This is a genomic window from Prosthecobacter sp. (assembly GCF_044227185.1).
Taxonomy (GTDB): domain Bacteria; phylum Verrucomicrobiota; class Verrucomicrobiia; order Verrucomicrobiales; family Verrucomicrobiaceae; genus Prosthecobacter.
Window position 1 is genome coordinate 472,145 of the sequence record NZ_JBGAFO010000003.1, and the last position, 23,231, is coordinate 495,375.

The 23,231-nt window shown below is 62.3% G+C and carries 18 protein-coding genes; 10 read left to right on the top strand and 8 right to left on the bottom strand.

Annotation, left to right across the window (positions count from 1 at the left end):
- Positions 1–4 precede the first annotated feature (4 nt).
- From sufB to ACILSQ_RS09775, 4 genes are read right to left on the bottom strand one after another with little or no spacing between them, the layout of a single operon-like run.
- Positions 5–1,453: a Fe-S cluster assembly protein SufB gene (gene sufB / locus ACILSQ_RS09760; protein WP_395743418.1), complete on the bottom strand. Its 1,449-nt coding sequence runs from the start codon at positions 1,451–1,453 to the stop codon at positions 5–7.
- Between the two features lie 4 nt (positions 1,454–1,457).
- Positions 1,458–2,126 carry a hypothetical protein gene (locus ACILSQ_RS09765; RefSeq protein ID WP_395743419.1) on the bottom strand — a complete coding sequence of 223 codons (669 nt, stop codon included), beginning with the start codon at positions 2,124–2,126 and terminating at the stop codon, positions 1,458–1,460.
- Positions 2,127–2,146: 20 nt separating this feature from the next.
- The gene (gene sufC / locus ACILSQ_RS09770; protein WP_395743420.1) at positions 2,147–2,902 is read right to left on the bottom strand and encodes a Fe-S cluster assembly ATPase SufC; all 756 of its coding nucleotides are present in this window, start codon (positions 2,900–2,902) and stop codon (positions 2,147–2,149) included.
- Positions 2,903–2,942: 40 nt separating this feature from the next.
- Entirely contained in the window at positions 2,943–3,428 is a 486-nt protein-coding gene (locus ACILSQ_RS09775; RefSeq protein WP_395743421.1) for a Fur family transcriptional regulator, read from the bottom strand.
- 132 nt (positions 3,429–3,560) lie between these two features.
- Here ACILSQ_RS09775 and ACILSQ_RS09780 point away from each other — a divergent pair, with 132 nt between their 5' ends.
- Both ACILSQ_RS09780 and ACILSQ_RS09785 read left to right on the top strand, forming a co-directional pair.
- A complete protein-coding gene (locus tag ACILSQ_RS09780; RefSeq protein ID WP_395743422.1) occupies positions 3,561–4,037 on the top strand; it encodes a cupin domain-containing protein in 477 nt (158 codons plus the stop codon).
- A gap of 58 nt (positions 4,038–4,095) precedes the next feature.
- Positions 4,096–4,527 carry a hypothetical protein gene (locus ACILSQ_RS09785; RefSeq protein WP_395743423.1) on the top strand — a complete coding sequence of 144 codons (432 nt, stop codon included), beginning with the start codon at positions 4,096–4,098 and terminating at the stop codon, positions 4,525–4,527.
- A gap of 15 nt (positions 4,528–4,542) precedes the next feature.
- On the opposite strand, the gene ACILSQ_RS09790 is transcribed toward ACILSQ_RS09785, so the two are convergent.
- A complete protein-coding gene (locus ACILSQ_RS09790; RefSeq protein WP_395743424.1) occupies positions 4,543–5,277 on the bottom strand; it encodes a DUF1003 domain-containing protein in 735 nt (244 codons plus the stop codon).
- Positions 5,278–5,430: 153 nt separating this feature from the next.
- Here ACILSQ_RS09790 and ACILSQ_RS09795 point away from each other — a divergent pair, with 153 nt between their 5' ends.
- The 7 genes from ACILSQ_RS09795 to hrpA are packed head-to-tail and all read left to right on the top strand — an operon-like array spanning position 5,431 to position 17,139.
- On the top strand, positions 5,431–6,345 hold the full coding sequence (locus ACILSQ_RS09795; RefSeq protein WP_395743425.1) for a zinc-binding dehydrogenase: 915 nt from the start codon (positions 5,431–5,433) through the stop codon (positions 6,343–6,345).
- Between the two features lie 18 nt (positions 6,346–6,363).
- Entirely contained in the window at positions 6,364–8,172 is a 1,809-nt protein-coding gene (asnB, locus tag ACILSQ_RS09800; RefSeq protein ID WP_395743426.1) for an asparagine synthase (glutamine-hydrolyzing), read from the top strand.
- The gene (locus tag ACILSQ_RS09805; RefSeq protein WP_395743427.1) at positions 8,169–8,942 is read left to right on the top strand and encodes a class I SAM-dependent methyltransferase; all 774 of its coding nucleotides are present in this window, start codon (positions 8,169–8,171) and stop codon (positions 8,940–8,942) included. The genes asnB and ACILSQ_RS09805 overlap by 4 nt, the downstream gene beginning before the upstream one ends.
- A 2-nt stretch (positions 8,943–8,944) precedes the next feature.
- Positions 8,945–9,787 carry a hypothetical protein gene (locus ACILSQ_RS09810; protein WP_395743428.1) on the top strand — a complete coding sequence of 281 codons (843 nt, stop codon included), beginning with the start codon at positions 8,945–8,947 and terminating at the stop codon, positions 9,785–9,787.
- Positions 9,774–12,404, top strand: coding sequence for an AMP-binding protein (locus ACILSQ_RS09815; protein WP_395743429.1), 2,631 nt, complete (start codon positions 9,774–9,776; stop codon positions 12,402–12,404). The genes ACILSQ_RS09810 and ACILSQ_RS09815 overlap by 14 nt, the downstream gene beginning before the upstream one ends.
- Complete coding sequence (locus ACILSQ_RS09820; RefSeq protein ID WP_395743430.1) at positions 12,401–13,384, top strand: AAA family ATPase; 984 nt, start codon at positions 12,401–12,403, stop codon at positions 13,382–13,384. The genes ACILSQ_RS09815 and ACILSQ_RS09820 overlap by 4 nt, the downstream gene beginning before the upstream one ends.
- Positions 13,385–13,428: 44 nt before the next feature.
- Positions 13,429–17,139, top strand: coding sequence for an ATP-dependent RNA helicase HrpA (gene hrpA, locus ACILSQ_RS09825; RefSeq protein WP_395743431.1), 3,711 nt, complete (start codon positions 13,429–13,431; stop codon positions 17,137–17,139).
- Positions 17,140–17,142: 3 nt separating this feature from the next.
- Here hrpA and ACILSQ_RS09830 read toward each other — a convergent pair whose 3' ends face one another.
- The gene (locus tag ACILSQ_RS09830) at positions 17,143–17,445 is read right to left on the bottom strand and encodes a hypothetical protein (RefSeq protein WP_395743432.1); all 303 of its coding nucleotides are present in this window, start codon (positions 17,443–17,445) and stop codon (positions 17,143–17,145) included.
- Between the two features lie 78 nt (positions 17,446–17,523).
- Here ACILSQ_RS09830 and ACILSQ_RS09835 point away from each other — a divergent pair, with 78 nt between their 5' ends.
- Positions 17,524–19,239 carry an amidohydrolase gene (locus ACILSQ_RS09835; RefSeq protein ID WP_395743433.1) on the top strand — a complete coding sequence of 572 codons (1,716 nt, stop codon included), beginning with the start codon at positions 17,524–17,526 and terminating at the stop codon, positions 19,237–19,239.
- Positions 19,240–19,242: 3 nt separating this feature from the next.
- On the opposite strand, the gene ACILSQ_RS09840 is transcribed toward ACILSQ_RS09835, so the two are convergent.
- The gene (locus tag ACILSQ_RS09840) at positions 19,243–22,065 is read right to left on the bottom strand and encodes an AAA family ATPase (protein ID WP_395743434.1); all 2,823 of its coding nucleotides are present in this window, start codon (positions 22,063–22,065) and stop codon (positions 19,243–19,245) included.
- 4 nt (positions 22,066–22,069) lie between these two features.
- Complete coding sequence (locus ACILSQ_RS09845; protein WP_395743435.1) at positions 22,070–23,218, bottom strand: exonuclease SbcCD subunit D C-terminal domain-containing protein; 1,149 nt, start codon at positions 23,216–23,218, stop codon at positions 22,070–22,072.
- Positions 23,219–23,231: the final 13 nt, after the last annotated feature.

Genomic DNA, 23,231 nt, shown 5'->3' on the forward strand with positions numbered 1-23,231 from the left:
CGGATCAGCCGACGCTTCCTTCCATTTCGAGGTCGATCAGGCGCTTCAGTTCCACGCTGTATTCCATCGGGAACTCCTTCACGAGGTCGTTGATAAAACCGTTCACGGACAGGCTCATGGCCTCCGCCTCGGTGAGGCCGCGCTGCATGAGGTAGAAAATCTGGTCCGCGCTCACCTGACTGACGCTGGCCTCATGCTGGGTGGAGTGCTGGTTGCCCCGCACACTGATGGCCGGGTAGGTGTCCGTGTGGCTGTTGGCATTGATCAGGAGCGCATCGCACTCCGTGTTGTTCTTGCAGCCCTTCAGGTGTTTCGGGATGTGAACGAGACCCCGGTAGGTGCTGCGGCCCTGGCCGATGGAGATGGATTTGGAAATGACGTTGCTCGTCGTTTCATCCGCGGCGTGGACCATCTTCGCGCCGGTGTCTTGATGCTGGCCGCTGTTTGCCAGGGCGATGCTGATCACTTCACCACGCGCACGCCGGCCCTTCATGATCACGCCGGGGTATTTCATGGTGAGGCGGCTGCCGATGTTGCAGTCGATCCAACGAACTTCCGCGTCCTCATGCGCGATGCCGCGCTTGGTCACCAGGTTGAAGACATTGCTGCTCCAGTTCTGCACGGTGACATACTGGATCTTCGCACCCTTCATCGCGACGAGCTCCACCACCGCGCTGTGCAGCGTGGCGGTCTCAAACTTCGGCGCCGTGCAGCCTTCCATGTACATGACCTCGGAACCCTCATCTGCGATGATGAGCGTGCGCTCAAACTGGCCGAACTGCTCGCTGTTGATGCGGAAGTAGGCCTGTAGCGGATGGCTCACCTTGACGCCGGGAGGCACATAAATGAACGAGCCGCCGGAGAACACCGCGCTGTTCAGCGCGGAAAATTTGTTGTCTCCGGTGGGGATGACCTTGCCGAACCACTTGCGGAAGATTTCAGGGTATTTGTGCAGCCCTTCGGTGCTGTTCACAAAGATGACGCCTTGCTCCTCCACGGCCGCCTTGATGTTGGAGTAGGCTGCCTCGGAGTCATACTGCGCCTCCACCCCAGCCAGGAACTTGCGTTCCTGCTCCGGAATGCCCAGGCGATCAAAGGTCTTCTTCACGTCCTCGGGCACATCGTCCCAGGAGCGCTTCGGCTTCTGGCCGTCGCTGAGGTAGTAGCGGAACTCGTCAAACTTGATGTTTTCGAGGTCCTTCGTGGCCCAATGGGTGGGCATGGGCTTCTCATTGAAAACCTTGAGCGCCTTGTGGCGGAATTCGCGGATCCAGTCCGGATCTCCCTTCACATCGGCGATGTAATCGATGGTTTTGTCGGTGATGCCAAAGCCGGAGTCGAATTTGTTGCGCTCAGGGAAGGTGAAATCGCCAACGGAATCGACCTTGATGTCGGAGATGTCCGGCACCTCGGAAGGATGAAGTTCTAAAGTAGTGTCAGGGGCGGTGACCATAAAATTAAAGCTGGGTGGGGTGTATGTTGGGCTCAGCAGGCTTGGTGACTTTCGCAAAGGTCTCCGACCACTGCTTGTGGCCTGTGCTAAATCGAATGTGCGAATCGGTGATGTCGGCCGCCTCCAGATAGTGACCGTAGATGTTGGGAGGTGAACCAGGCATGTGCGGCGCCAGCAGCTCACTGGAATGCCAGACGCCCGTTGCGTCTTTCCTCATTAACAGGAGGGCGATTCGCGGAAATGCAGGAGAACGGTCTTCAGCAATAAGAATGGTGTTGCCTGTGTGGCTTTGCCTCACACTTACCCTGTCATTCTCCCGATGATAGGATTCAAACTCACCAGCAAACTTTGGATCCGAGAGTCCCGACGGGCTCTCGCAAATTTTTTTGCCTGAGTCATCGAACAGATGATAAACCGAGAACGTCCGTTCCCCATCAGAAGTGCCAACTTCAGGCCGGCTTTCATCAGTGCACGGAGCGCCAGAGACATGCTTCAGAGACAGCCCGTGCTGCAATCTGAACTCGGTGATGGGATAGCTGAGCTTTCCAGCATACACGGGCTGCAATGGCTCAGCAGGCTTGTGTGCACATGACGAGATGACGAGAAGAAGCCACAACCATGCGGCATGCTGTCTAGCATGTGCCAGGATGTTGATGGTGGAATGGTTCGTCATAGTGACACGAGCAGAAAGACTCACGCCGCCGCCATCAGCTCCTCCCTGACCCAGTCATAGCCCTTTTCTTCGAGCTTCAGCGCCAGCTCCTTGCCGCCGGTGTGCACGATCTGGCCGTCCATCAGCACATGCACGATGTCGGGCTGGATGTAGTTCAGCAGGCGCTGGTAGTGGGTGATGACGAGGAAGCCGCGGTTCTCGCTGCGCATGGCGTTCACGCCGCGGGAGACGATCTTGAGGGCGTCGATGTCGAGGCCGGAGTCGGTTTCGTCGAGGATGGCGTACTTCGGCTCCAGCATCATAAGCTGGAGGATTTCATTGCGCTTCTTTTCGCCGCCGGAGAAGCCTTCATTGACGCTGCGGCTGGTGAAGCTGCGGTCCATTTCAAGCTGGTCCATGCGGGCGTAGAGCTGCTTGTAGAATTTGATGGCGTCGATGTCCTCGCCCTTCGGCAGGCGGGCCTTCAGCGCGGCGCGGAGGAAGTTCGCATTGCTCACGCCGGGGATTTCGTGCGGATACTGGAAAGCCAGGAAGAGGCCGGCGCGGCTGCGGGCATCCACCGCCATGTCCAGGATGTTTTCGCCGTCCAGCAGCACCTCGCCGCTGGTGACTTCGTAGTCTTCGTGGCCGCAGAGGACCTTGCTCAGCGTGCTCTTGCCGGAGCCGTTAGGGCCCATGATGGCGTGGACTTCACCGGGGTTGATCGTGAGGTTCAGGCCTTTGAGGATTTCGCGGCCGGGGATCTGGGCGTGGAGGGCTTTAATTTCGAGGGACATGTGGGGGAAAGAGGGAAATTTATGATTTACGATTTTTGATTTATGATTTGGAGAGCAGTCCAGCATCGCTGGGCTGTTTGCCCGCGCAGGCGGAGCAGGTGCCGTGAATGGCGAGGTCGGTGCGGGCGATCCTGGTCCCTGCGGGCAGGTTCCAGAACTTGGCGGGGTCGAAGTCCGCGCTGGGGTGGGCGTCGATCACCTTGCCGCAGGTCTCGCAGTGGAAATGGACGTGCTCGTGCAGATTGGCGCAGTAGCGGGACTGGCCGCGCTCCAGGTGCACCAGCTTGATCAGGCCGGCAGTGGTCAGGTGCTCCAGGCAGTTGTAGACGGTGGCCAGGGACATGCCGGGGCTGCGGCTCTTCACCCGGTCCAGGATGTCGTAGGCCGTGGGGTGATCCGTGGACGAGGCCAGCACTTCAAAGACCTCGCGCCGGTGCGGCGTCAGGCGTACGTCCGAACCCAGCACGGCGAGGCGGCAGTCCAGACCGGTAGGTTTGGCGGGGGTGCGGGAAGGGGGGGGCGGCATGGGTGTTTTAGAATTAGAATGATTCTAACTGGATTGGGTACGGCCCTTTGGCAAGCGGGGATGCCGTTTTCCCCGAAAATTCTTTGTCCCAGGCCACGCCAAAGCCCCGGCCCCATGCTACAACCTCCTCCCATGACCCGCACCCACGCCGAAGACCTCCCCTGGACCCAGCAGAACTCCCCGAAGGGCAAATATGGCGTGGCCCGCCGTTCTCTGTCCATCGCCGCAGGAGGGCAGAAGGACATCGGCACCTGGGGTGGCGGCCACCCCTTTGACCTGGAAATCCACCGCGTCTCCCCCGGCAAGGTCAATTTCCCCCTGCACCAGCACGCCGCGCAGTGGGAGGCCTATTACATCCTCAGTGGCAGCGGCGAAGTCCGCACCCCCAAAGGCAAGGAGGCGGTCAAAGCCGGAGACTACCTCGTCTTTCCGCCTGGGGAGGCCCATCAGCTCACCAACACCGGCTCCGAAGACCTGACCTTCATCGTCGTGGCCGACCAGCCGCAGGCCGACATCATTCACTACCCGGACTCCGGCAAATGGCTGACCAAGCCGCAGCGCAAAGTCTTCGAGATGCAGGAGGTGGACTACTTCAAAGGCGAGGAATAGGCCAATCCCGGCACAGCCATTGAGATTTGCAGATCTCAAAACGCTGGCACGCTGAGCCATGAAGCGACTCCTCCTCCCCGCGTGCCTCGTGGTTCTCGCCGCTTGTTCTCAGCCTGACGAGACCGATCCCCTGGAGACCCTGCGCCCGAAGCTGAATGCTGGCGTGGCCCGCGCCCTGTCCGTTCTGGAGCACAACTGCGTCCATTGCCATGGAGACAACCGCCTCTCCAGCATGCCGCCGATCAATGACACCCAGGCGATCTCCAAACTCATCGGCTCCCGCTGGATCGTCCCCGGCAGACCGGAGCTCAGCCGCTTTTTCCAGGTGGTCACCTTTGCGGATGAGGTCCCCGGCGCCATGCCGCCCAGCGGCCATGCCATTTCAAGCAAAGACATGAAAATCCTCCGCGACTGGATCAAAAAGGGTGCGCCGCTCCCCGCGCAAAACGTCAGGCTCACGCCCCAGGGGCCGCTGCCTCGCTCCGTCTGATCTGGCCCTGCGGCGCTACGCGTGGGGCTTGCCCCGCCCGTGCGTCATTTCCCGCAGCAGGTCCAGCTGGATCTGCTGCACCTCCATCAGCTTCGTGGTGTGCTGGTGCAGCAGGTAGTCCATCTTTTCGTGCAGGTGGCGGATTTCCAGCTCCGCCTTCAGGTTCACCTTGTAGTCTCCCTCGGCATGCTGGCGGTCGCGCGCCTCCTGCCGGTTCTGGCTCATCATGATCACCGGCGCCTGCAGCGCGGCCAGGAAGGACAGCATCAGATTCAGCAAAATGAAAGGGTAGGGGTCAAAGGGCTGCTTCAGCAGCACCCCGGCATTGATCACCACCCACACCAGCAAAAAGGAGCAGAACAGGATGATGAACTTCCAGCTCCCGCCGAAATCCGCGATCTTGTCCGCCAGCCGCTGGCCAAAGGTGAGCTGCTGCACCTCCTCCATCTCAGACAGCGGCCTCTCGCTCAGCACCTCGTGCTTGTGCAGGCTTTCCACCACTTCCTCGTCCAGCCGCGTCAGGTCGCCCACCTGCGTTTCCAGCAGATTGCGCACATACTCCAGCCGTGCCGCATTCACCGCCTCGCTGCTCACTCTCGCATCATCGGCCAGGTCGGGATGATGGTTTCGGAGAGTCTGCGCAATGTTCGGCCGCAGCTCCCTCATCACCAGCAGTTTGGAAATTGGCAGCGACTTGCCGGTGATGGCACATGCGCCCTGCACAGAGTTTTTGGTCCGGGTGGATTCCATCCTGGACAATACATCTCCCGCACATTCGTCATTCGGAATTCGTCATTCTTAAAGCTCCGATGTGCTCCACTTTTACACTAAGTGTACGGCTCATTTACCTTGCGAAACAGCGTGACTGCACCGCAGCTTTTGCTACATGTCACGTGCATGTGGATGAAGGCGCTGGTCAGGACCGCCGCAGGCTTGAGATGCCTGGAAAAGCCCGTGCCCGGGGTGGAGAAGTCCGGGGATGTTTTGATCAAAGTGTCACGCGCCGCGATCTGCCGCACGGATGTGTTTGCGGCCCAGGGACTCATCCCCGTGGCCGATGGGCGTGTGCTGGGGCATGAGTTCACAGGCGTGGTGGAGGCGACTGGTGCCGATGTGTCGCGCATTAAAACGGGAGACCGCGTGGTGGTGAATCCGCTGCTGCCATGCGGCGCGTGCGCGGACTGTGCACAGGGGCGGCCGCATGAATGCGCGAACGCCGGCTTTCTGGGCCTGCATCAAGACGGCGCGTTTGCCCAGAAGATCGTGGTGCCGGAGTCTCAGGTGCATGGTTTGCAAGACTACGTGGACGATGCCATCGGCGCCTATGCGGAACCTCTGGCGGCCACGATGGCGGTGCTGGATGCGGGCCTCCCACCGCATGGCAAGATCGCTGTCACCGGCCGGGGGCGCATTGCTGAGCTCACGCACTTTGTTCTGGAGGATCATGGTTATTCCACAGAAAAAGTGGCGGTGCCGGCAGGTCGTGCGGGCGAGTTTGATGCGGTGGTGGAAACAGACCTGTGCAGCGCCAATGCAGAAGACATCCTGGGCATGCTGCGTCCGGGCGGGCTGCTGGTGCTGAAAAGCCGCATGCCCGCGCTGCTGGCGCTGCCGCCGCTTCTCTGCATCACGCGCCGGCTGCGGGTGCAGGCCGTGCACTATGCCGAGTTTGAGCGCGCACTGCGCTACGTGGGCCAGTGGACGCAGAAGCTGGCCGGCTTTGTGGGCAGTGAATGGTCGCTGGAGGACCATGATCAGGCCTTCTCCGCCGCCTGTGCGGACGAGGCGCAGAAAATTTATTTCAAACCCAACGGCTGAAAAGGCATGTGCGGCATCGTGGCTATTCACAGCGCCCAGAGAGATGTGCTGCAGCCGCGTTTGGAGGCGGCTCTGGCGGCCATGCGCCACCGCGGGCCGGATGGCTCGGGCATCTGGCTCTCGCCGCAGTCGGGGCTGGGACTTGGCTCCGTGCGGCTGGCGGTGATGGGGCCGGAGGATGGCCGGCAGCCGCTTGCGAATGAGTCAGGCACGATCCACGCCGTGGTGAACGGTGAGTTCTACGACTTCGAACGTCTGCGCGCCGGCCTGGAATCACGCGGGCATGCCTTCGCCACCCGCAGTGACAGCGAGCTGCTCGTGCATTTGTACGAGGAGCACGGCCTGGGCTGTCTGCGTCACTTGCGCGGAGAGTTTGCATTCCTTCTGTGGGATGAGCCTAACAAGCGCCTTATTGCCGCGCGTGATCGCTTTGGCATCAAACCTCTCCATGTGACGCGGCGGGGCGCCGAGTGGTTGTTTGCGTCGGAGATCAAAGCGCTGATCGCCGCCGGAGTCGAAGCGCGCTGGGATGAGTCAGCCCTGCTCCATTCCTTCGCGCATCAGTACCTCCGTCCCCGTGAAACTCTCTTTGCCGGTGTGCGGCAGATCCCGCCGGCGCATGTGCTGGTGATGGATGAAAACGGCGCGCATGAAAGTTGCTACTGGCGGCCCGGCTTTGAACCGGATGCAGGCATCACGAGCGCTGAGGTGCGGGCTGCCTTGGAGGAAGCGGTGAGTCTTCGGCTGCGAAGCGATGTGCCGGTAGCCTGCACGTTGAGCGGCGGTCTGGATTCCACCGCGGTTGCCGCTCTGGCCTCACAGCACGGGGCGATGGACTGCTTCTGTGTTCGTTTCGATGCCCCCGGCTACGATGAAGGCCCCCAGGTGCGGGCAGATGCGCTGGAGCACTTCCGCGTGCATGAGGTTCCTGTCACACGGCGTGATCTGGTCTCACACCTTGCGGAATCGGTGCGGCAGTCCGAAGGCCTGGCCATCAATGGCCAGCTCGTGGGCAAACACCTGCTCGCGCGTGCCATCCATGCTGCAGGCTTCAAAGTGGTGCTTGCAGGAGAGGGGGCGGACGAGGCCTTTCTGGGCTACGCGCATTTGCAGGAAGACCACACCGGCACGGCTGCATCCTTTGCTCTGCAGCGAGGAGTCATGCTCCCCGCTGCGGACGAAGCTGAAGAGCCCTGGAGAACTCCTCCCTGGCTTTCAGCTCTTCCTACCTTTCTGCATGCCAAGCTGGCCACCGGCCGGCACTTCGCCGGGCTCACTCGGGTCCCGTTTGACTCACAGCAGATCCTCGATGGCACACTGGCAGAAATGGACGCAACCAAGCGGGCTTCCTGCGCAAGGCAGAGCGCGTGGCTGTGGACGCGCATGGCGCTGGCTCAGTACATTCTGCGAACACTGGGAGATGGCGCGGAGATGGGCAGCTCGGTGGAGGCGCGCCTGCCCTTTCTGGATCACGTACTTTTTGAGCTCGCGGCACGCATTCCCGCGGATGCGCTGCTGAGTGCCGACGGCTCCAAGATGATGCTGCGTGAGGCCCTGCGCGGCCTGGTGCCGGAAGCCGTGCGCATGCGGCCAAAGCATCCTTTTCTCGCCCCCACTCTGGGGCACGACCCGCAGGTGCGTGATTTTATTCAAGACACTGTCCACAGCATGGCCTGCCGGGATCTGCCCTTGCTGGACCACCGCGCTGTTCTGGCCTGGAGCACCCGGCTGGAAACGCTGCCCGATGCCGAACGTGCACGGCTCGATCCCGTGCTCATGCAGATCCTCACCGCAACGCTGCTGCACCACACCTATCGCATGACATGAACACAAACCCAGCCCCAACCCCGCCGCCGCCCTGGTGGGAAACTTTCTATGACGAAAATCTCGCCGACATGCTGCTGGAGCAAACCAGTGCTGCAGAGATCAGAAGCGCCGCGGACTTTCTCATCCAGCAGCTCCATCTGCGGCCCGGCGCCACCGTGCTGGACCAGTGCTGCGGCTCAGGGCGTCTGGCCTGGGAGCTGGCACTGCGGGGATATGCCATGCGCGGCATGGATCTCATTCCCGCCTACATCGAGCGCGCGCGGAGACGGGAAAGCACCGTGGAGAATGCCCCGCGGTTTGAAGTGGCGGACGCTTTTGTTTTCAAAGCCGACCCGCCTTGCGACGCGGTGTTCAACTGGTGGACCAGCTTTGGCTATTCGGACGCAGATGAAACCAACCAGCTCATGCTCCGCCGTGCCTGGGAGTCACTGCGCTCAGGTGGCTTCTACGCGCTCGATTTCATGAACGTGCCCGGTCTTTACCGGCACTTCCTGCCGCACGTCGTGACGCGAAATGGCGAGGTCACACTGATTCGCGAAAGTACGCTCGACCTGCCTGCCAACGTCATCCGCAAGCAGTGGACCTACTTCCTGCCGGACGGCCGCCGCGTGGTGCATGACAGCGCGGTGCGGCTGTATGATCCCGCGGCGCTGCGGCGGCTCTTTGAAGGAGCCGGATTTACTGATGTGACCTTTTTCGGCGATGTGGATGCCTCGCCTCTCACCCTGAAGAGCCCGCGCTGCATTGTTCGCGCGCGCAAACCGCTTTGACCATGAACAGCCCCTTTTTCCAAACCGAGCTTCCCGCGGACAATCTCACCATGCGCCAGCGTGTCTTTGACGGCACGGTGTTTCTCAAGCCGGCGGACACCGCCTCCCGGTCTCTCGTGGCGCGTGTCATCGGCCTCATGCAGGAGCATTTGGAGATGGAGGACATCCGCACGGCCCACCTCCGCTGGAGCGCGGAGGAAATGTTTTCGCGCATCGGAGCGCTGCGGCGCATTGTCTATCTGGAGGCGGAGTTTCACCAACGTGTGCGTGATGTGGTGGCGGAGTGCGGCCTGGACCCCGGCCGCGTGGCGTTTGATCCCATCCGCCTGCGCGTGGTGCAGCCCGGCGGGCACCGTAATCCGCTGGCGGCGCCTGTGTACTACCCGCATCGCGACACCTGGTATGCGCATTCCCAGAGCATGATCGTCTGGTGGGTGCCGCTGCATGATCTCGTGCCCGAGGAGACCTTTGTCTTTTATCCAGACCAGCTCAAACAGCCCGTGGCCAATGACTCGGAAATCTTCGATTACGCCGACTGGATCAAGGACGGTCCAGCTCTGAAGATCGGCTGGCAGAAGCGCGACTCCGGCATCACTGCGCGCTATCCTGGCTCTTTGGAAAAGACCATGCCTGAGCATGCAGAAGGTTTCTCCTGCCGTGCAGCCGAGCAGCTCATCTTCTCCGGCGCACACTATCACAAAACCTTGCCGCACGATCTGGAGCGCACGCGGTACAGCCTGGACTTCCGCGTGGTGCATCTGGATGACGTGGCCGCGGGCCGCGGAGCGCCGAATGCGGACAACCGCTCGCGCGGCAGCACTCTTCCTGATTATGTGCAGCCTTGATGTCAGCCAGACCCTGGTCTGGAATCTGGCCCGCGTGGTGGAGAAGTGGGCCGGCAGGCCCGCCATCGAAACGGCGCAGGGCGAGACGCTCAACTATGCCCGCCTTTGGCGCCGTGCGCTGGAGCTGCGCGCTCATCTGGAGTCGCATGGGGTGACGCCAGGCTCCGCCGTAGCGCTCTGCCTGCCACGCTCGCCAGACTTTGTGGCCGGCATGATCGCCATCTGGCTTTGCGAAGCGGTGGCGCTGCCGCTGGATGTGCACACGCCCGCTCTTCGGCGTGACCAGATTCTGGAGGAAGCCAGGCCCGTCCACGTCCTGTGCGCGGATGAGCAGGTCGTCACGCAAACCATTCGTGAGACGGTGCCGCAGGCCCGGCTCAGCGCCCCGGCGTATTTGATCTACACCTCCGGCTCCACCGGGCGGCCCAAAGGAGTGCTCGTCTCTCACGCGGGACTGACGGCGGTGCTGGCCGCGCAGATTGAGCTTTTCAGGATCACTTCTCAAAGCCGCTGCCTCTGGATGCACGGCACAGCCTTTGACGCCTCCCTCTCAGATCTTGGCACCGCGCTGCTGGCTGGTGCCACGCTGTGCTTCGACCAAGAACACCCGCATGATCTGGCTCTGATCCAACGCATGGGCATCACTCATGTGGATCTTCCGCCAGCACTGCTGCCCTATCTGGACGAGCACGCCATGCCGCAGACCATCATCATCGGCGGTGAGGTCTGCGCGCCAGCGGTGATTCGCCGATGGGCTGCACGCACAAGACTGATCAATGTGTATGGCCCTACGGAAGCCACGATCTGCACGAGCATGGCCGTGTGCGATGAGAAATGGGAGAGGCCTTTGATTGGTGATCCCATTCCAGGCATCGTGTATCGTGTGTGCGACGACTCTGGCCGCGAGCTGCCTCCTGGTATTGCGGGAGAGCTGCGCATCAGCGGCTCGGCCGTGGCATTGGGCTATCCATGGCTTCCAGAGGTGTCCGCCCAGCGTTTTGTGGATGACGGCCGGACCTACCGCACCGGCGATCTTGTGGTGAAGCATGAAGACGGCGGCTATGAGTTTCTTGGCCGGGTGGACCGGCAGTTTAAGCTGAACGGCCGTCTCATCTGTCCGGAGGAAGTGGAGCGCGTGCTCCTGCAAAACACCCGGGTGAAACGGGTGCATGTTTTTCCCTGGCGGCGTGGTGTCCGCGTGCTGCTGGCTGCCTGCGTGGAATCAAGCGAGAGCACCGACGCCCTTCGTGCTGCGCTGGAACAGCAGCTCCCCAGGTGGATGATACCCTCGGCCTGGCTCGTCAGTACGGCTGCCATGCCGTGCCTGCCCAATGGCAAGCCCGATGCCGCTGCCATGCTTGCGGCTCTGACGCAGAAAACGAGCGTGAAGGATGCCCAGATCTTCTCCCCGGAGGAGGAACGCGTGCGGGAGCTTTTTTTTCAAAGTCTGCAGCTTGATGACGTTGGCCTGCATGAAGACTTCTTCATGGATCTTGGCGGCGATTCCCTGGCCGTGGTCGCGCTGATGGCTCTTGCTGCCGAGCGCGGGGTGCCTCTGCCCGCCGATGCGGTGCATCGTGGTCGTAGCGTCGCCGGTGTGGCTCGCCTCATCTGTGCAGGAGCCGGCGAGGCGATGTCCAGCGCAGAGCTTCAGCAGCGTGTGCACATGCCTCTGACCTTTTACTCCGCGGCTGCCTCGTCACCGCAGTGCATTCTGCTCATTGGAGCCACGGGGTTTCTTGGCACGGCTTTGCTGCCCAGGCTTCCAGGGCGCGTGCTCGCCATGTCACGCAGTGGTGGCCTGTGCGGCGATGTGCGGCTGGTGCACTTTGGCTGGGATGAAACACGCTGGCGGCAGCTCGCCGACGAGGTGGACACTGTCGTTCATCTGGCGGCGGATGTGCGCCTGTTCGCGCCGTATCCAGAGCTGGAGCCCACACAGGTGGCGGGCACGCTGAACGTCCTGAAATTCTGCGCCGCGGGCCGGGCCAAGACCCTGCACTACGCCTCCACTCTCTCGGTGTTTGTGGATGCGGATCCTCCGGAGACATGCTGCCGCGAGGACGACCTGCGCCGTGACATCTCCCACATGCACGGCGGCTATGCGCAGACGAAATGGGTGGCCGAGCAGATGGTGCTGCAGGCGCGCGAGCGTGGACTGCGCGCTGCGGTGCACCGGCTGGGCCTTCTCTCTCTGGACACAGAAACCGGACTGGGGCCTGCGCATGACTGGCTGACGCTGGCGCTGCCAGGACTGGTGCAGATGCCGCTGGATGACGGGCTGGAGTTTGATCTGACGCCCGTGGACCACGCTGCGCGGGTGATGGGCCACCTGATCCTCCGCGGTGCGGAAGGCATCTTTCACATCGCCAACCCCAGGCCCGCGACGCAGGCAGAACTCACCGCGCTGCAGGCTGCCGGGCCCGCCAATGCGTTCTCCTATCTGGCCGGCCGCAGTCCGCACCGCTCGCTCCATCTTTTCAAAAGCACTGGCGTGCGCTTTGACATGTCCGGCACGGCACAGGCCATCGCCGGCAGCGGCATCGAGTTTCCAAACATCACCACCGACTACTTGCGCAGGTGTTTGCGCCATGCAGAACTCTCCGCCACCCCATGACACCACCCGCACAGACCGGCATGCTGCTGGGCAAATTTCTCCCGCCACACTACGGGCATGTCTATCTCGGCGACTTCGCCCGGCACTTTGTCAAAGAGCTCACCATTGTCGTCGGCACGCTCCAGCGTGAACCGATTCCTGGTCATCTGCGCTTCGAGTGGATGCGCCAGCTTTTTCCCGGTGTGAATGTGGTGCATCTGGACGAGGAGCTGCCGCAGGATCCTTCCGAGCACCCGGACTTCTGGCATCTGTGGCAGACTGCCCTGCAGCGCATCCTGCCCTGCAGGCCCGAAGTCATCTTTGCCTCCGAACCTTACGGACAAAAACTCGCCGAGGTGCTCGGCGGGCGTTTCATTCCGGTCAATCCTGAGCGCAGCATCCGCCCTGTCAGCGGCACCGCCGTGCGTGCGGATCCCTTCAAACACTGGGATCTCATCCCGCCTCCAGTGCGTGCCTGGTATGCGAAGCGCATCTGCATCTTCGGCCCCGAGTCCACCGGCAAGTCCACGCTGACACAAAACCTCGCCGCCCACTTCCAAACCCTCGCCGTGCCTGAATACGCCCGCACCTTGCTCGAATGGCGTGACGGCAGGCTCGACCCCGCAGACCTCCCGGACATTGCGCGCGGTCAGGCAGCGAGCGAGGACGCTCTCGCACCCCACGCCAACCGCCTCCTTTTCACCGACACTGACCCCCTCGCCACCTGCGTGTGGTCTGAGTTCATGTTTGGCCACACCGATCCCGCCGTTACCTCTCTGGCGGAATCACGCCGTGCTGACCTCTATCTTCTCACCGATGTTGATGTGCCCTGGGTGCCCGATGTGGTGCGTTATCTTCCCAATGACGGCGCGAAGTTCCTGGAGCGCTGCGAGCAGGCGCTCATCGCCACAAACCGCCCCTATGTGAAAATCAGCGGCACCTGGGAGCAGCGCATGCATGCAGCCGTTGCGGCAGTGGAATCGATGATGGCAAAACGATAATCGGTGTTCGCGATTTTCGGTTTCTGCCTAAAGTCGCCACCCCCATGCCGCAGATCAGTTACCCCGCAGACCTTCCCATCACGGCGCGCCGTGAGGAGATCATTGCGGCCATCCGTCAAAATCAGGTCGTGATCCTCGCGGGAGAGACTGGGTCCGGCAAGACCACGCAGCTCCCCAAGATGTGCCTGGAAGCGCTGCACGATGTGCGCGGCCAGATCGGCTGCACCCAGCCACGACGCGTCGCCGCCATGAGCGTGTCCAAACGCGTCGCCGAAGAGCTGAACGTACCTTGGGGCAGGGAAGTCGGCTGCAAAATGCGCTTCAGCGACGACACCAGCCGCGACACCCGCATCAAGTTCATGACGGACGGCATCCTCCTCGCCGAGATCCAGAGCGATCCCATGCTCCGGGCCTACTCCGTCCTCATTCTCGATGAAGCGCACGAGCGCTCCCTGAACATCGACTTCCTCCTCGGCTACCTCGTCGGCCTGCTCAAACAGCGCCCCGACCTCAAGCTCCTCGTCACCTCCGCCACCATCGATACCGAGGCCTTCTCAGCCGCCTTTGGTGGTGCTCCCATCATCGAAGTCTCCGGCCGCCTCTACCCTGTCGATATCCGCTACGCCCCGCTCCTCGGCAGCGAAGACGACTACGGCTTCATTGACGGCGCCGTCGCCGCCGTGGAAAACGCCCTCATCGAAACCGACGACGGCGACGTCCTCGTCTTCATGCCCACCGAGCGCGACATCCGCGATACGCGCGATCTGCTCGATGGCCGCCTCGGCGCGGGCTTTGAAGTCCTCGCCCTCTTCGGCCGCATGGCCTCCGCCGAACAGCAGCGCATCTTCCAGCCTGGGCGCAAGCGCCGCGTCGTCATTGCCACCAACGTGGCTGAAACCTCCATCACCATCCCGCGTATTCGCTACGTGGTGGACACGGGCCTGGCACGCATCAGCCGCTACAATCCCCGCACCCGCACCAAGCGCCTGCCCGTCGAAGCCGTCTCCCAAAGCAGTGCCAATCAGCGTGCGGGCCGCGCTGGCCGCGTGCAGGACGGCATCTGCATCCGCCTGTACTCGCAGGAGGATTTCGAAAAGCGCGACCGCTTCACTATGCCTGAGATTCAGCGCGCCAATCTCGCTGAAGTCATCCTTCGCATGAAAGCCTTCAAGCTTGGCGAGATCGAGGACTTCCCCTTCATCAATCCCCCCGTCAGCGCCGCCATCCGCGCAGGTTACGATCTCCTCCACGAACTCGGCTCCCTGACCGAAGTTCACGAGTTGACTCCACTCGGCCGTGAACTCGCCCGCCTCCCTCTCGATCCCACTCTCGGCCGCATGCTCCTCCAGGCCCGCACTGAGAAAGCCCTGCCCGAATTGCTCATCATCGCCGCCGGCCTCAGCATCCCAGATCCTCGCGAGCGCCCCGAGGAAAAACGCGAACTCGCCAACGCCGCCCACAAAGCCTTCGCCGCACCCGAGTCCGATTTCCTCACCCTCCTTAAAATCTGGAACGCCTCCCCCGAGCCAACTGGCAACTCACGCAACGCCCTTCGCAAATTTTGCAAAGGCAGCTTCCTCTCCTTCACGCGCATGCAGGAGTGGCGCGACGTGTGGAAGCAGCTCTGCGACTCCTTCAGCGAAGATCTGCGCCAGCAGACACCGCCTGCCACTGATGACGCCATCCATCGCAGCATCCTCGCCGCTCAGCTCGGCCACATTGCCATGAAGGAGGAGCGCAATCTCTACAAGGCCGCCGGCAACCGCGAAGTCTGTGTCTTCCCCGGTTCCAACCTCTACGAACGCCGCGAAAAAAATGGCAAGGGCAAGCCCGGCCAGGGGCAGGACAAAGGCCGCCAGCCACTCTGGATCGTTGCTGGAGAAATCGTCCACACCTCGCAGCTCTTCGCTCGCACACTCGCCAAGATTGACCCCAACTGGATCGCCGAACTCGGCGCCCATCTCTGCCAGTTCAAATACAGCGAGCCTCACTGGAACCTCAAAGCCGGTCGCGTCCTCGTCACCCAGCGCGTCCTCATCCACGGTTTGGAAGTGCGCCGCCAGCACATCGACTTCCTCAAGGTCGATGCCGTTGCCGCCACGCAGATGTTCATCCGCGCTGCGCTCATTGACACCCAGGAGGCGCCCATCACGCAGCGCTTTTACACGCATAACAACAAGCTGCGTCAGAAGATCGAGACCATGCTCACCCGCGTGCGCAGCAATCGCGTCTATGCCATCGAGGAGCGCCTCTTCCGCTTCTACGATGCCCGCATCAAAAACGTCTCGTCGATCCACGCCCTCAACCGCCTCGTCAAAGAGCACATCGAAGAGAAGCCCGACTTCCTCTGTGCCACCGAGAACGACCTCACCGCTGGCGAAGACTTTGAAGCCGACCTGCAGATGTTCCCCGATCAGGTCGCGCTCGCCAACACCGCGCTCCCCGTCACCTACAATTACCAGCCCGGCGAAGAAACCGACGGCGTCACCGTCCGCGTGCCCGCTCAGCTCGCCGGCCATCTCACCACCGGTCAGATCCAGTGGATGGTCCCAGGCATCCGCGAAGAACTCGCCAACGTCATGCTGCGTGCGCTTCCCAAGGTCATCCGCCGCCAGTTGATGCCCATCGATCCCAAGGCCCGCGAAATCGCTGGCTCCTTCGATCCTGGCCGCGATGACTTCCTCGTCGCCCTCGCCGATTTCATCACGCGCCACTATCGCATCCACGTCCGCGCCGAAGACTGGCCGCCACAAAGCCTGCCCGCGCATTTGCAGCCACGCGTGGAAGTGCTCGATCCCAAAAAGAACACCGTCATCGCCGCCAGCCGCGATCTCGATACCATCCGCACCACCATGCAGAAGCAGGCCCCGCGCTCTGATGCCTGGGACAAGCTCCTGCCCCGTGTCGAACGCTTCGCTCACAAATCCTGGTCCTTCGGAGACCTCCCCGAAACCATCGTCGTCGAAGAACTCAACGGCACACCCATTCTCGGTTACCTCGGCCTCGTTTTGCGCGAAGGCGAGATCGACGTCCGCCTCTTCCGCACCTCCGCCGAAGCCGCCCGTGGCACACCCGCCGCTGTGCGCAAGCTCGCCGAAAACACCCTCAGCAAAGACCTCGCCTGGCTCCCCAAAGAACTCCGCAGCATCGGCGGCACCACCACCAAACCTCAGCAGCCCGCCAGCTTCCAGGCCGCTCTCAATCAGCTCAACACCCCTGCCGCCACTCCCATCTCAAATCTCGCCCAGCAAGCCCACGAGCATATCCTCGCCCACATGCTGCGCCTGCAGCCCACTTTCCCTCTGACGCAGGAGCGCTTCTTCAAACTCTGCGAAACCGTCCGCCGTGATCTTCCCGCCGTCACTCATCGCGTGAAGACCCTCTTCACCCAGCTTCACGATCTCCGCACCAAGCTCCTTGCCCTGCCCAAACGCTACCCCGGCCTCGAGCAGGACGTCGCCCGCCTCATCCCCGCCGATCTTCTCGCCACTACCACGCACGAGCAGCTTCAGCATCTCCCGCGTTACTTAAAAGCCATCCAGATCCGCAACGAACGCTGCCTCGCCAATCCCGCCAAGGACATCGAAAAATACAACCTCATCGCCGACTTCGACGGCTGGCAGACCCACGTCCCCAAGTCCCAGCACGAAACCTTCCGCTGGATGATGGAGGAATACCGTGTCCAGGTCTTCGCCCAGGAACTCGGCACCGCCCAGCCCGTCAGCGTCAAGCGCCTTCAGGCGATGTGGGTATAGCGTTCAGTCGCCCCGCTTCCGCACCTCTTTGCACCGCCGGTCATACGTCCTCACATCCCCCGCTGCTGACGTGGTGAAGTTTCCGCCAGAAACACTTCGCACGCTCACACCAATGCCGCTCATGCTGCCCAGCCGCTCACACTCCGGGTCGTAGGTGCGGATCCAGCCGCCTTCCACCGTCACGAAAAAGTCCGTCGTAAATCCCGCCACTTCCACACGGGTGTTCGGCATGCGGCCCACGCACTGGCCCTGGGCATCATAAACCCGGATCTGAGACTCTTTGTTTTCAACATTCGAAATGGCCATGGGATGAGCTGAAGCAGAGCACGTGCAGCCCCTTCGGAGAAGCGGAAACTTGTTCGATTGTGCCACGTTGGTATGCCGATGAAACTCGCCCTCTTGTTGACCCTGCTTCTTGCCCCCTTCCTTCACGCCGCCCCCGCTCTCATTCTCCATCACGGCAAGATCGTCACCGTCGATCAAAACTTTCGCATCGCAGAAGCCATCGCCATCAATGCGGACGGGCGCATCGCCGCCGTCGGCAGCAACGACGAAGTCCTGAAATTGAAAGGGGAGGGGAGCGAAGTTCTCGACCTCGGCGGCAAAACCGTCCTCCCAGGCCTCATGGACTCCCATGTCCATCCCGGTGCCGCCATGATCGAGTTCGATCACGAAATCCCCACGATGGAAACCATCGCGGACGTGCTCGCCTACCTCAGCACCCGGGTCAAAGCCTCCCGGCCCGGCGAACTCATCAGCGTGCGCCAGATCTTCATCACACGCCTCGAAGAAAAGCGCTATCCCACGCGTGCCGAACTCGATCGCGTCGCGCCCGCCAATCCCGTTGTCTTCTCCACCGGCCCGGACTCCATGCTCAACAGCCTCGCGCTCAAGCTCGGTGGATACTCCCGCGACTACAAAGTCCCCCAAGGCAGCGCCGGCGTGATGGAGGTGGATGCCAATGGCGAACCCACCGGCCTCCTCCGCAGCCTCAGTCACAACGTCAAGGCGCCCACCTCCACAAAATCCCCTACCGCCGAGGACACCTACCGCCGCACCCTCGATCTTTTTCACGATTACAATTCCGTCGGCCTCACCACCGTCGCAGACCGCGACTCCAGCCTCAAGCAGTGCGAGCTTTACCAGAAAATGCTTGCCAAGGGAGAGCTCACCATTCGCATGCGTCCCTCGCCCGGCATTCCCAGCATGAGCCTCTGGCCCGCCTGTGAAAAAGCCATCGAAGAAGTGGTGAGGCATCCGCTCACCAGGCCCGACCCCATGCTCCAGATCATCGGCACCAAGGTCTATCTCGACGGCGGCATGCTCACCGGCAGCGCCCTCATGATCGAACCCTGGGGCATCAGCGAAGCCTACGGCATCAGCGATCCTCAATATCGCGGCGTGCAAAAGATCACTCCCGAGCGCCTCAAACAGCTCGTCGAAAAAGTCACCGCTTCCGGTCTGCAGTTTACCGCGCACAGCGTTGGCGATGCCGCCGTGCAACTTCTCATCGACACCTACGAAGCCGTCGATGCGCAAAATCCCGGCAGCGTCCGCGCCGCACGCAGCAGCGTCACGCATTGCAATTTCATGCACCCCGACTCCATCGCCAAAGCGGCGAAGCTGGGCGTCTGCATTGATCTTCAGCCCATCTGGCTGCACATGGACGGCCGCACCCTCATGGGCCACTTCGGCGAGCAGCGCATGGCCCGCTTCCAGCCCCTCCGCGCCTGCTTCGACCAAAAAGTCATCGTCGGCGGTGGCAGCGATCACATGCAGAAGATCGGCTCCTTCCGCAGCATCAATCCCTACAACCCCTGGCTCGGCATGTGGACCTCCATCACACGCAAAGCACGCAAGCTCGACCAGCCCGTACACATCGAAAACGCCCTCACCCGTGAGGAAGCCATCCGTCTCTACACCATCAACAACGCCTTCCTTCTCAAATCCGAAAAAAACACCGGCAGCCTCGAACCCGGCAAGCTCGCCGACATCATCCTTGTGGACCGCGATCCTCTGACCTGCCCCATCGACGACCTCACCCAAACCCAAGTCCTCAAAACCTGGCTCGGCGGCAAAGTGGTGTTTGAAAAAAAGTGACCCTCACTCCGCCATCTCGATCCGGCTCGTTCCCCCGGGGCCTCGCACCACGCGCACCTGCGTCGTCAGCCGCTCCTTCAGCAGCTCCACGTGCGAGATCAGCCCGATCGTCTTCCCGCGCGATCGCAGATTCTCCAGCGCGCTCAGCGCCACCTCCAGCGTCTCCGTATCCAGCGTTCCAAACCCTTCATCAATAAACAGCGAGTCAATCGGGTGATGCCGGCTCGCCAGCTCGCTCAGGCCCAGTGCCAGAGCCAGACTCGCCAGAAAGCTCTCGCCACCTGAAAGACTCTCCATCGGCCGGTCCACATTTGCCTGATACAAATCCACAATGCGCAGGTCCAGTTCATCCCCCTCCGCCGCCATCAGCCGATAGCGCTCCGCCAGTACTTTCAGATGCTCGTTCGCCAGCCCGATGAGCTGCCGCAACGTCAGCGACTGCGCGAAGCGCGAAAACTTCGCGCCATCCGCAGAGCCGATCAGCTCCTTCAGCCGTCCCCATCGCAGCGCCTCAGCCTCCGCCGCCTGCAGTTCCGCGCCTCCTGACTCGCGCCGTTTTTTTGCCTCATCATCATTGCGCACCTGCTGCTCCAGCGAGCCAAGCTCAGTGCGCTTCTGCGCAAATTCATCGGCAAATCGTTTCGCTTTTATTTCCAGCTCGTCCAGCGCCTGCGCATCCAGCGCACTCTGTCCTGCAAACCGCTCCCGGCGTGCTTCAAGCTGCTCCAGCTTCGCCAGCGTCGCGGCGATCTGTGTTTGCAGCGTGTTGCGTTTCGCTTCCGCATCGCGCCATGCTCTCTCAGCCGCCGCCACCAGCCCTTCATGCTGCTGCCGGTCTTCATGCAGAGTCCTGCCACCCAGGAGTTCGTTCAGCTGCGCCTTCAGAGCGTCCGCTCTGGCCCGCAGAGACACGCCCTCGGTTTTGAGTTCCTCCAGGCGCTTTGTCTTCGCCGCCTCCTCCTGCTGCGCGAGTTGAATGTCCGCCTCGATCTTCTGCCGCTCTCCACGCTTTTGCACAGCCTCCCGCTGTCTCTTGCCAAAGGCGGTGGCGCGCTTCTCCAGCGCATCCAGTTCGAGCTCCGCCGCATCAGGTGAAGTCAGGTTGCCCAGTTGCTGTGCCACTGGGCTCCTCCGCACCTCCTCACGTTTCCTTTCCTCCTCCTCACTGCAGTCCTTCACCACTCCATCTGTCGGCGCGTCCAGTTTTTCCGCCCTCAGCTTCATTTCCTCGATCCGCTTTCTCTCCGCCTTCAGCTCCGCTTCATTTTTCGTCAGCTCCCGCTCGAGCAGCGTCAGGTCACGATTCGCCTTCTCGCACTGCTTCTCCAGCGTTGTCAGCAGCTTTCGGGCGGCCTGCAGTTGGGATTCGAAATGAGTCTCCGCGGTTGCAAACGGATGCTCCAGGGCTCCGCACAGCGGGCAGGCCTCGCCGGGTTTCAAATCCTGGCGCTGCTCATCATAGCCCGCCACCTGCTCCGCATGCCGCGTCACCTCGCGCTGTGCCTCATGGGCTTTCTTCAGTCGCTCCAGCTCCGCGCGGTCCCTGGCTGCATTGGCAGTCAGCTCCGCGCCCTGCTTCAGCAGGGCCGCCAGCGTCGCCTCTGCTTTGGCAAGACCCTGATTCAGATCCTGCGCCGCCGCATGGCGCTTCCGCCCTTCCGCGAGCTTTTCAAAAGCGCCGCGCCACTCGCGCACGGCCGCACGCAGTTTGGGCAGGGCATCGCCGAGTTCGCCAGCGCCTGCGTTCTCCTGCAGCCACGCCTCCAGTTCCGCAGTCGCTTTGGCGTGATCCTCCAGCGCCTTCGTGGCAGACGATCTCCGCGCCACCGCGTCATTTTTCTCAGCACGCCAGACTTCAAACGTGCTCCGGCTTTCGACGAGCTGCTTCTCAAGCTGCTCGCTCTGCGCCGCCATGCCCGCCGCCTGCTCCCACACCGGCTCCCGCTTTGTGCGTCGCTGCCTGGTCTCCTCGGCAGCCGTCTGCGCTCGGGAAACTTCTTCCTTCAGACTCGCCTGCGGCTGCTGCCTGGCATGATTCTCCGCTGTCAGCTTTGCGATCTCCGCGGCAATGCCCGCATGCTCGCGCTGGTCGCGGAGCAGTTGCGCCGCAGTCGTGCTTTCGCCCTGCAGTTTCTCGGCGGCCGCGCGTGCTTCGCTCAGGCTGGTTTCCAGCCGCGCACGGCTTTCAGCGTCGAGCACCATCACCGCGCCCAGCCGCTCCTTCAGCAGCCGCGCGCCTTCATCTTTCGCCTTGTGCGTTTCAAAGGCCAGCTTCGAGAGGTCACTGTAAATCTCCGTGCCCGTGATCTTCTCCAGCAGCTCGGCACGCTCGTTGGGCTTCGCCTTCAAAAACGCCGCAAACTGCCCCTGCGCCAGCAGCACTGAGCGCAGAAAACGCTGCGCATCCAGCCCCGTCTTTTCCTCGATGATCCGGTCCATCTCAGCGGCCTTTTCGGCGAGGATGGCACCCGTCACCGCATTCGCCAGCCGCCGCTCCACCGGCTGCAGCTTCCCATCAGGCCTGCCACGCGCGCGCCGCAGGCGCCAGATGGCGCGCAGCGTTTCGCCGCCCGCTTCAAAGTCCACTTCCGCCAGGCACTCGCCCGTGTGCCGGCTCATCATCTCATCCGCCCGGTCATTCCCATACCGCGCCGCACGTCCATACAGCGCCAGGGTCATCGCATCCAGCAGTGTGGATTTCCCCGCTCCCGTCGCCCCCGTGATCAGAAACACCCCCGCCGCACTCAGCGGCACCGCATCAAACCGCACCTCATGCGTCCCGCTCAGGGAGTTGAGGTTTTGAAGTCGTACGGCAAGGAGGCGCATGAGGTCAGGCGGTGATCTTTTGCTCCCTCAGTGCCAGCAGCTCATCAAACACCGCGCCCAGCTCCTCGCCCTCGATCTGCTTCTCCTTCATCAGTTCCCGAAACACCTCCCGCGGCTGGAGTTCGCTGAGGGCGGGCCCATGGTGCTGCCAGGCGCTCGTCTGGCTGGGCGGAAGATCCGCAAGAACTTTGAGAACTTCAAAGCGTCCGCCCGCGGCCTCGCGCACCTGGCGGTCCAGATCCGCCTCCGGCGCCTCCAGCTTCACCGTCACCTCCGCCCAGCTCTCCTGCGGCACGCTGCCCAGGTCGGCCGACAGCGCCGCCCGGCTCACGTTCACACGGGTGAGCACACGCTTCACGGGCACCGGCAGCATTTCGATCTTCACTCCGCCCTGCGTGTCGATCACCACCACCGACTTCTTGTCTCCAGCCTCCGAAAAACTCAGCGCCACTGGCGAGCCGCTGTACCGCACGCTCTCCTGCCCGCCCACTTTCTGTGGCCGGTGCAGATGCCCCAGGGCCGTGTAGTCAAAGCCTGCAAACACATCCGCGCCCACCGCACCCAGGTTGCCAATGTGAATGTCCCGCTCGCTGTCGCACGTCGTCGCGCCCAGCACGGTCAGGTGCCCCATCGCGATCACCGGGCGCTTGCCGGCCGCTGCCCGGCACGCCGCATGCCGCGCTGCATAGTGCTCCCGGATGGCCGTGCGCACCTGCGCCTGCACCTCCGCCATGACCTCACCGGCGGCGGCCTGCCGCAGATCCCGCTCGCGCAGAAAGGGAACGGCCGCCACCACCGCATCACCCAGATCCACCACGTTCTCACCCGCATGTCCAAACACATGCACTTCAAAGCGCTTCAGCAGCTCACGCGGCGCATTCAGGTGCGAGGCCGAATCATGATTTCCCCCCGTGATCACCGCCTTCACCGTGCGCAGGTCAGCGAGACGTTTGAGAAAGTCAAAATACAAGCTCACCGCATCCTGCGGCGGATTCGCCGCATCAAAGACATCCCCGCTCAGCAGCAGTGCATCCATCTTCTCGCTGCGCAGCGTCTCGATCAGCCAGTCGCAAAACGCCGCATGCTCGGACAGGCGGTCGCGCTCGACGAGCCGGGCGCCGAGATGCCAGTCTGCCGTGTGGAGAATGCGCATGCAGTTGAATAGG

Excerpts from the sequence above, each read along its gene's own strand:
- sufB (WP_395743418.1), bottom strand. The coding sequence starts at position 1,453 with ATGGTCACCGCCCCTGACACTACTTTAGAACTTCATCCTTCCGAGGTG.
- ACILSQ_RS09765 (WP_395743419.1), bottom strand. The coding sequence starts at position 2,126 with ATGACGAACCATTCCACCATCAACATCCTGGCACATGCTAGACAGCAT.
- sufC (WP_395743420.1), bottom strand. The coding sequence starts at position 2,902 with ATGTCCCTCGAAATTAAAGCCCTCCACGCCCAGATCCCCGGCCGCGAA.
- ACILSQ_RS09775 (WP_395743421.1), bottom strand. The coding sequence starts at position 3,428 with ATGCCGCCCCCCCCTTCCCGCACCCCCGCCAAACCTACCGGTCTGGAC.
- ACILSQ_RS09780 (WP_395743422.1), top strand. The coding sequence starts at position 3,561 with ATGACCCGCACCCACGCCGAAGACCTCCCCTGGACCCAGCAGAACTCC.
- ACILSQ_RS09785 (WP_395743423.1), top strand. The coding sequence starts at position 4,096 with ATGAAGCGACTCCTCCTCCCCGCGTGCCTCGTGGTTCTCGCCGCTTGT.
- ACILSQ_RS09790 (WP_395743424.1), bottom strand. The coding sequence starts at position 5,277 with ATGGAATCCACCCGGACCAAAAACTCTGTGCAGGGCGCATGTGCCATC.
- ACILSQ_RS09795 (WP_395743425.1), top strand. The coding sequence starts at position 5,431 with ATGAAGGCGCTGGTCAGGACCGCCGCAGGCTTGAGATGCCTGGAAAAG.
- ACILSQ_RS09805 (WP_395743427.1), top strand. The coding sequence starts at position 8,169 with ATGAACACAAACCCAGCCCCAACCCCGCCGCCGCCCTGGTGGGAAACT.
- ACILSQ_RS09810 (WP_395743428.1), top strand. The coding sequence starts at position 8,945 with ATGAACAGCCCCTTTTTCCAAACCGAGCTTCCCGCGGACAATCTCACC.
- ACILSQ_RS09815 (WP_395743429.1), top strand. The coding sequence starts at position 9,774 with ATGTGCAGCCTTGATGTCAGCCAGACCCTGGTCTGGAATCTGGCCCGC.
- ACILSQ_RS09820 (WP_395743430.1), top strand. The coding sequence starts at position 12,401 with ATGACACCACCCGCACAGACCGGCATGCTGCTGGGCAAATTTCTCCCG.
- hrpA (WP_395743431.1), top strand. The coding sequence starts at position 13,429 with ATGCCGCAGATCAGTTACCCCGCAGACCTTCCCATCACGGCGCGCCGT.
- ACILSQ_RS09830 (WP_395743432.1), bottom strand. The coding sequence starts at position 17,445 with ATGGCCATTTCGAATGTTGAAAACAAAGAGTCTCAGATCCGGGTTTAT.
- ACILSQ_RS09835 (WP_395743433.1), top strand. The coding sequence starts at position 17,524 with ATGAAACTCGCCCTCTTGTTGACCCTGCTTCTTGCCCCCTTCCTTCAC.
- ACILSQ_RS09840 (WP_395743434.1), bottom strand. The coding sequence starts at position 22,065 with ATGCGCCTCCTTGCCGTACGACTTCAAAACCTCAACTCCCTGAGCGGG.
- ACILSQ_RS09845 (WP_395743435.1), bottom strand. The coding sequence starts at position 23,218 with ATGCGCATTCTCCACACGGCAGACTGGCATCTCGGCGCCCGGCTCGTC.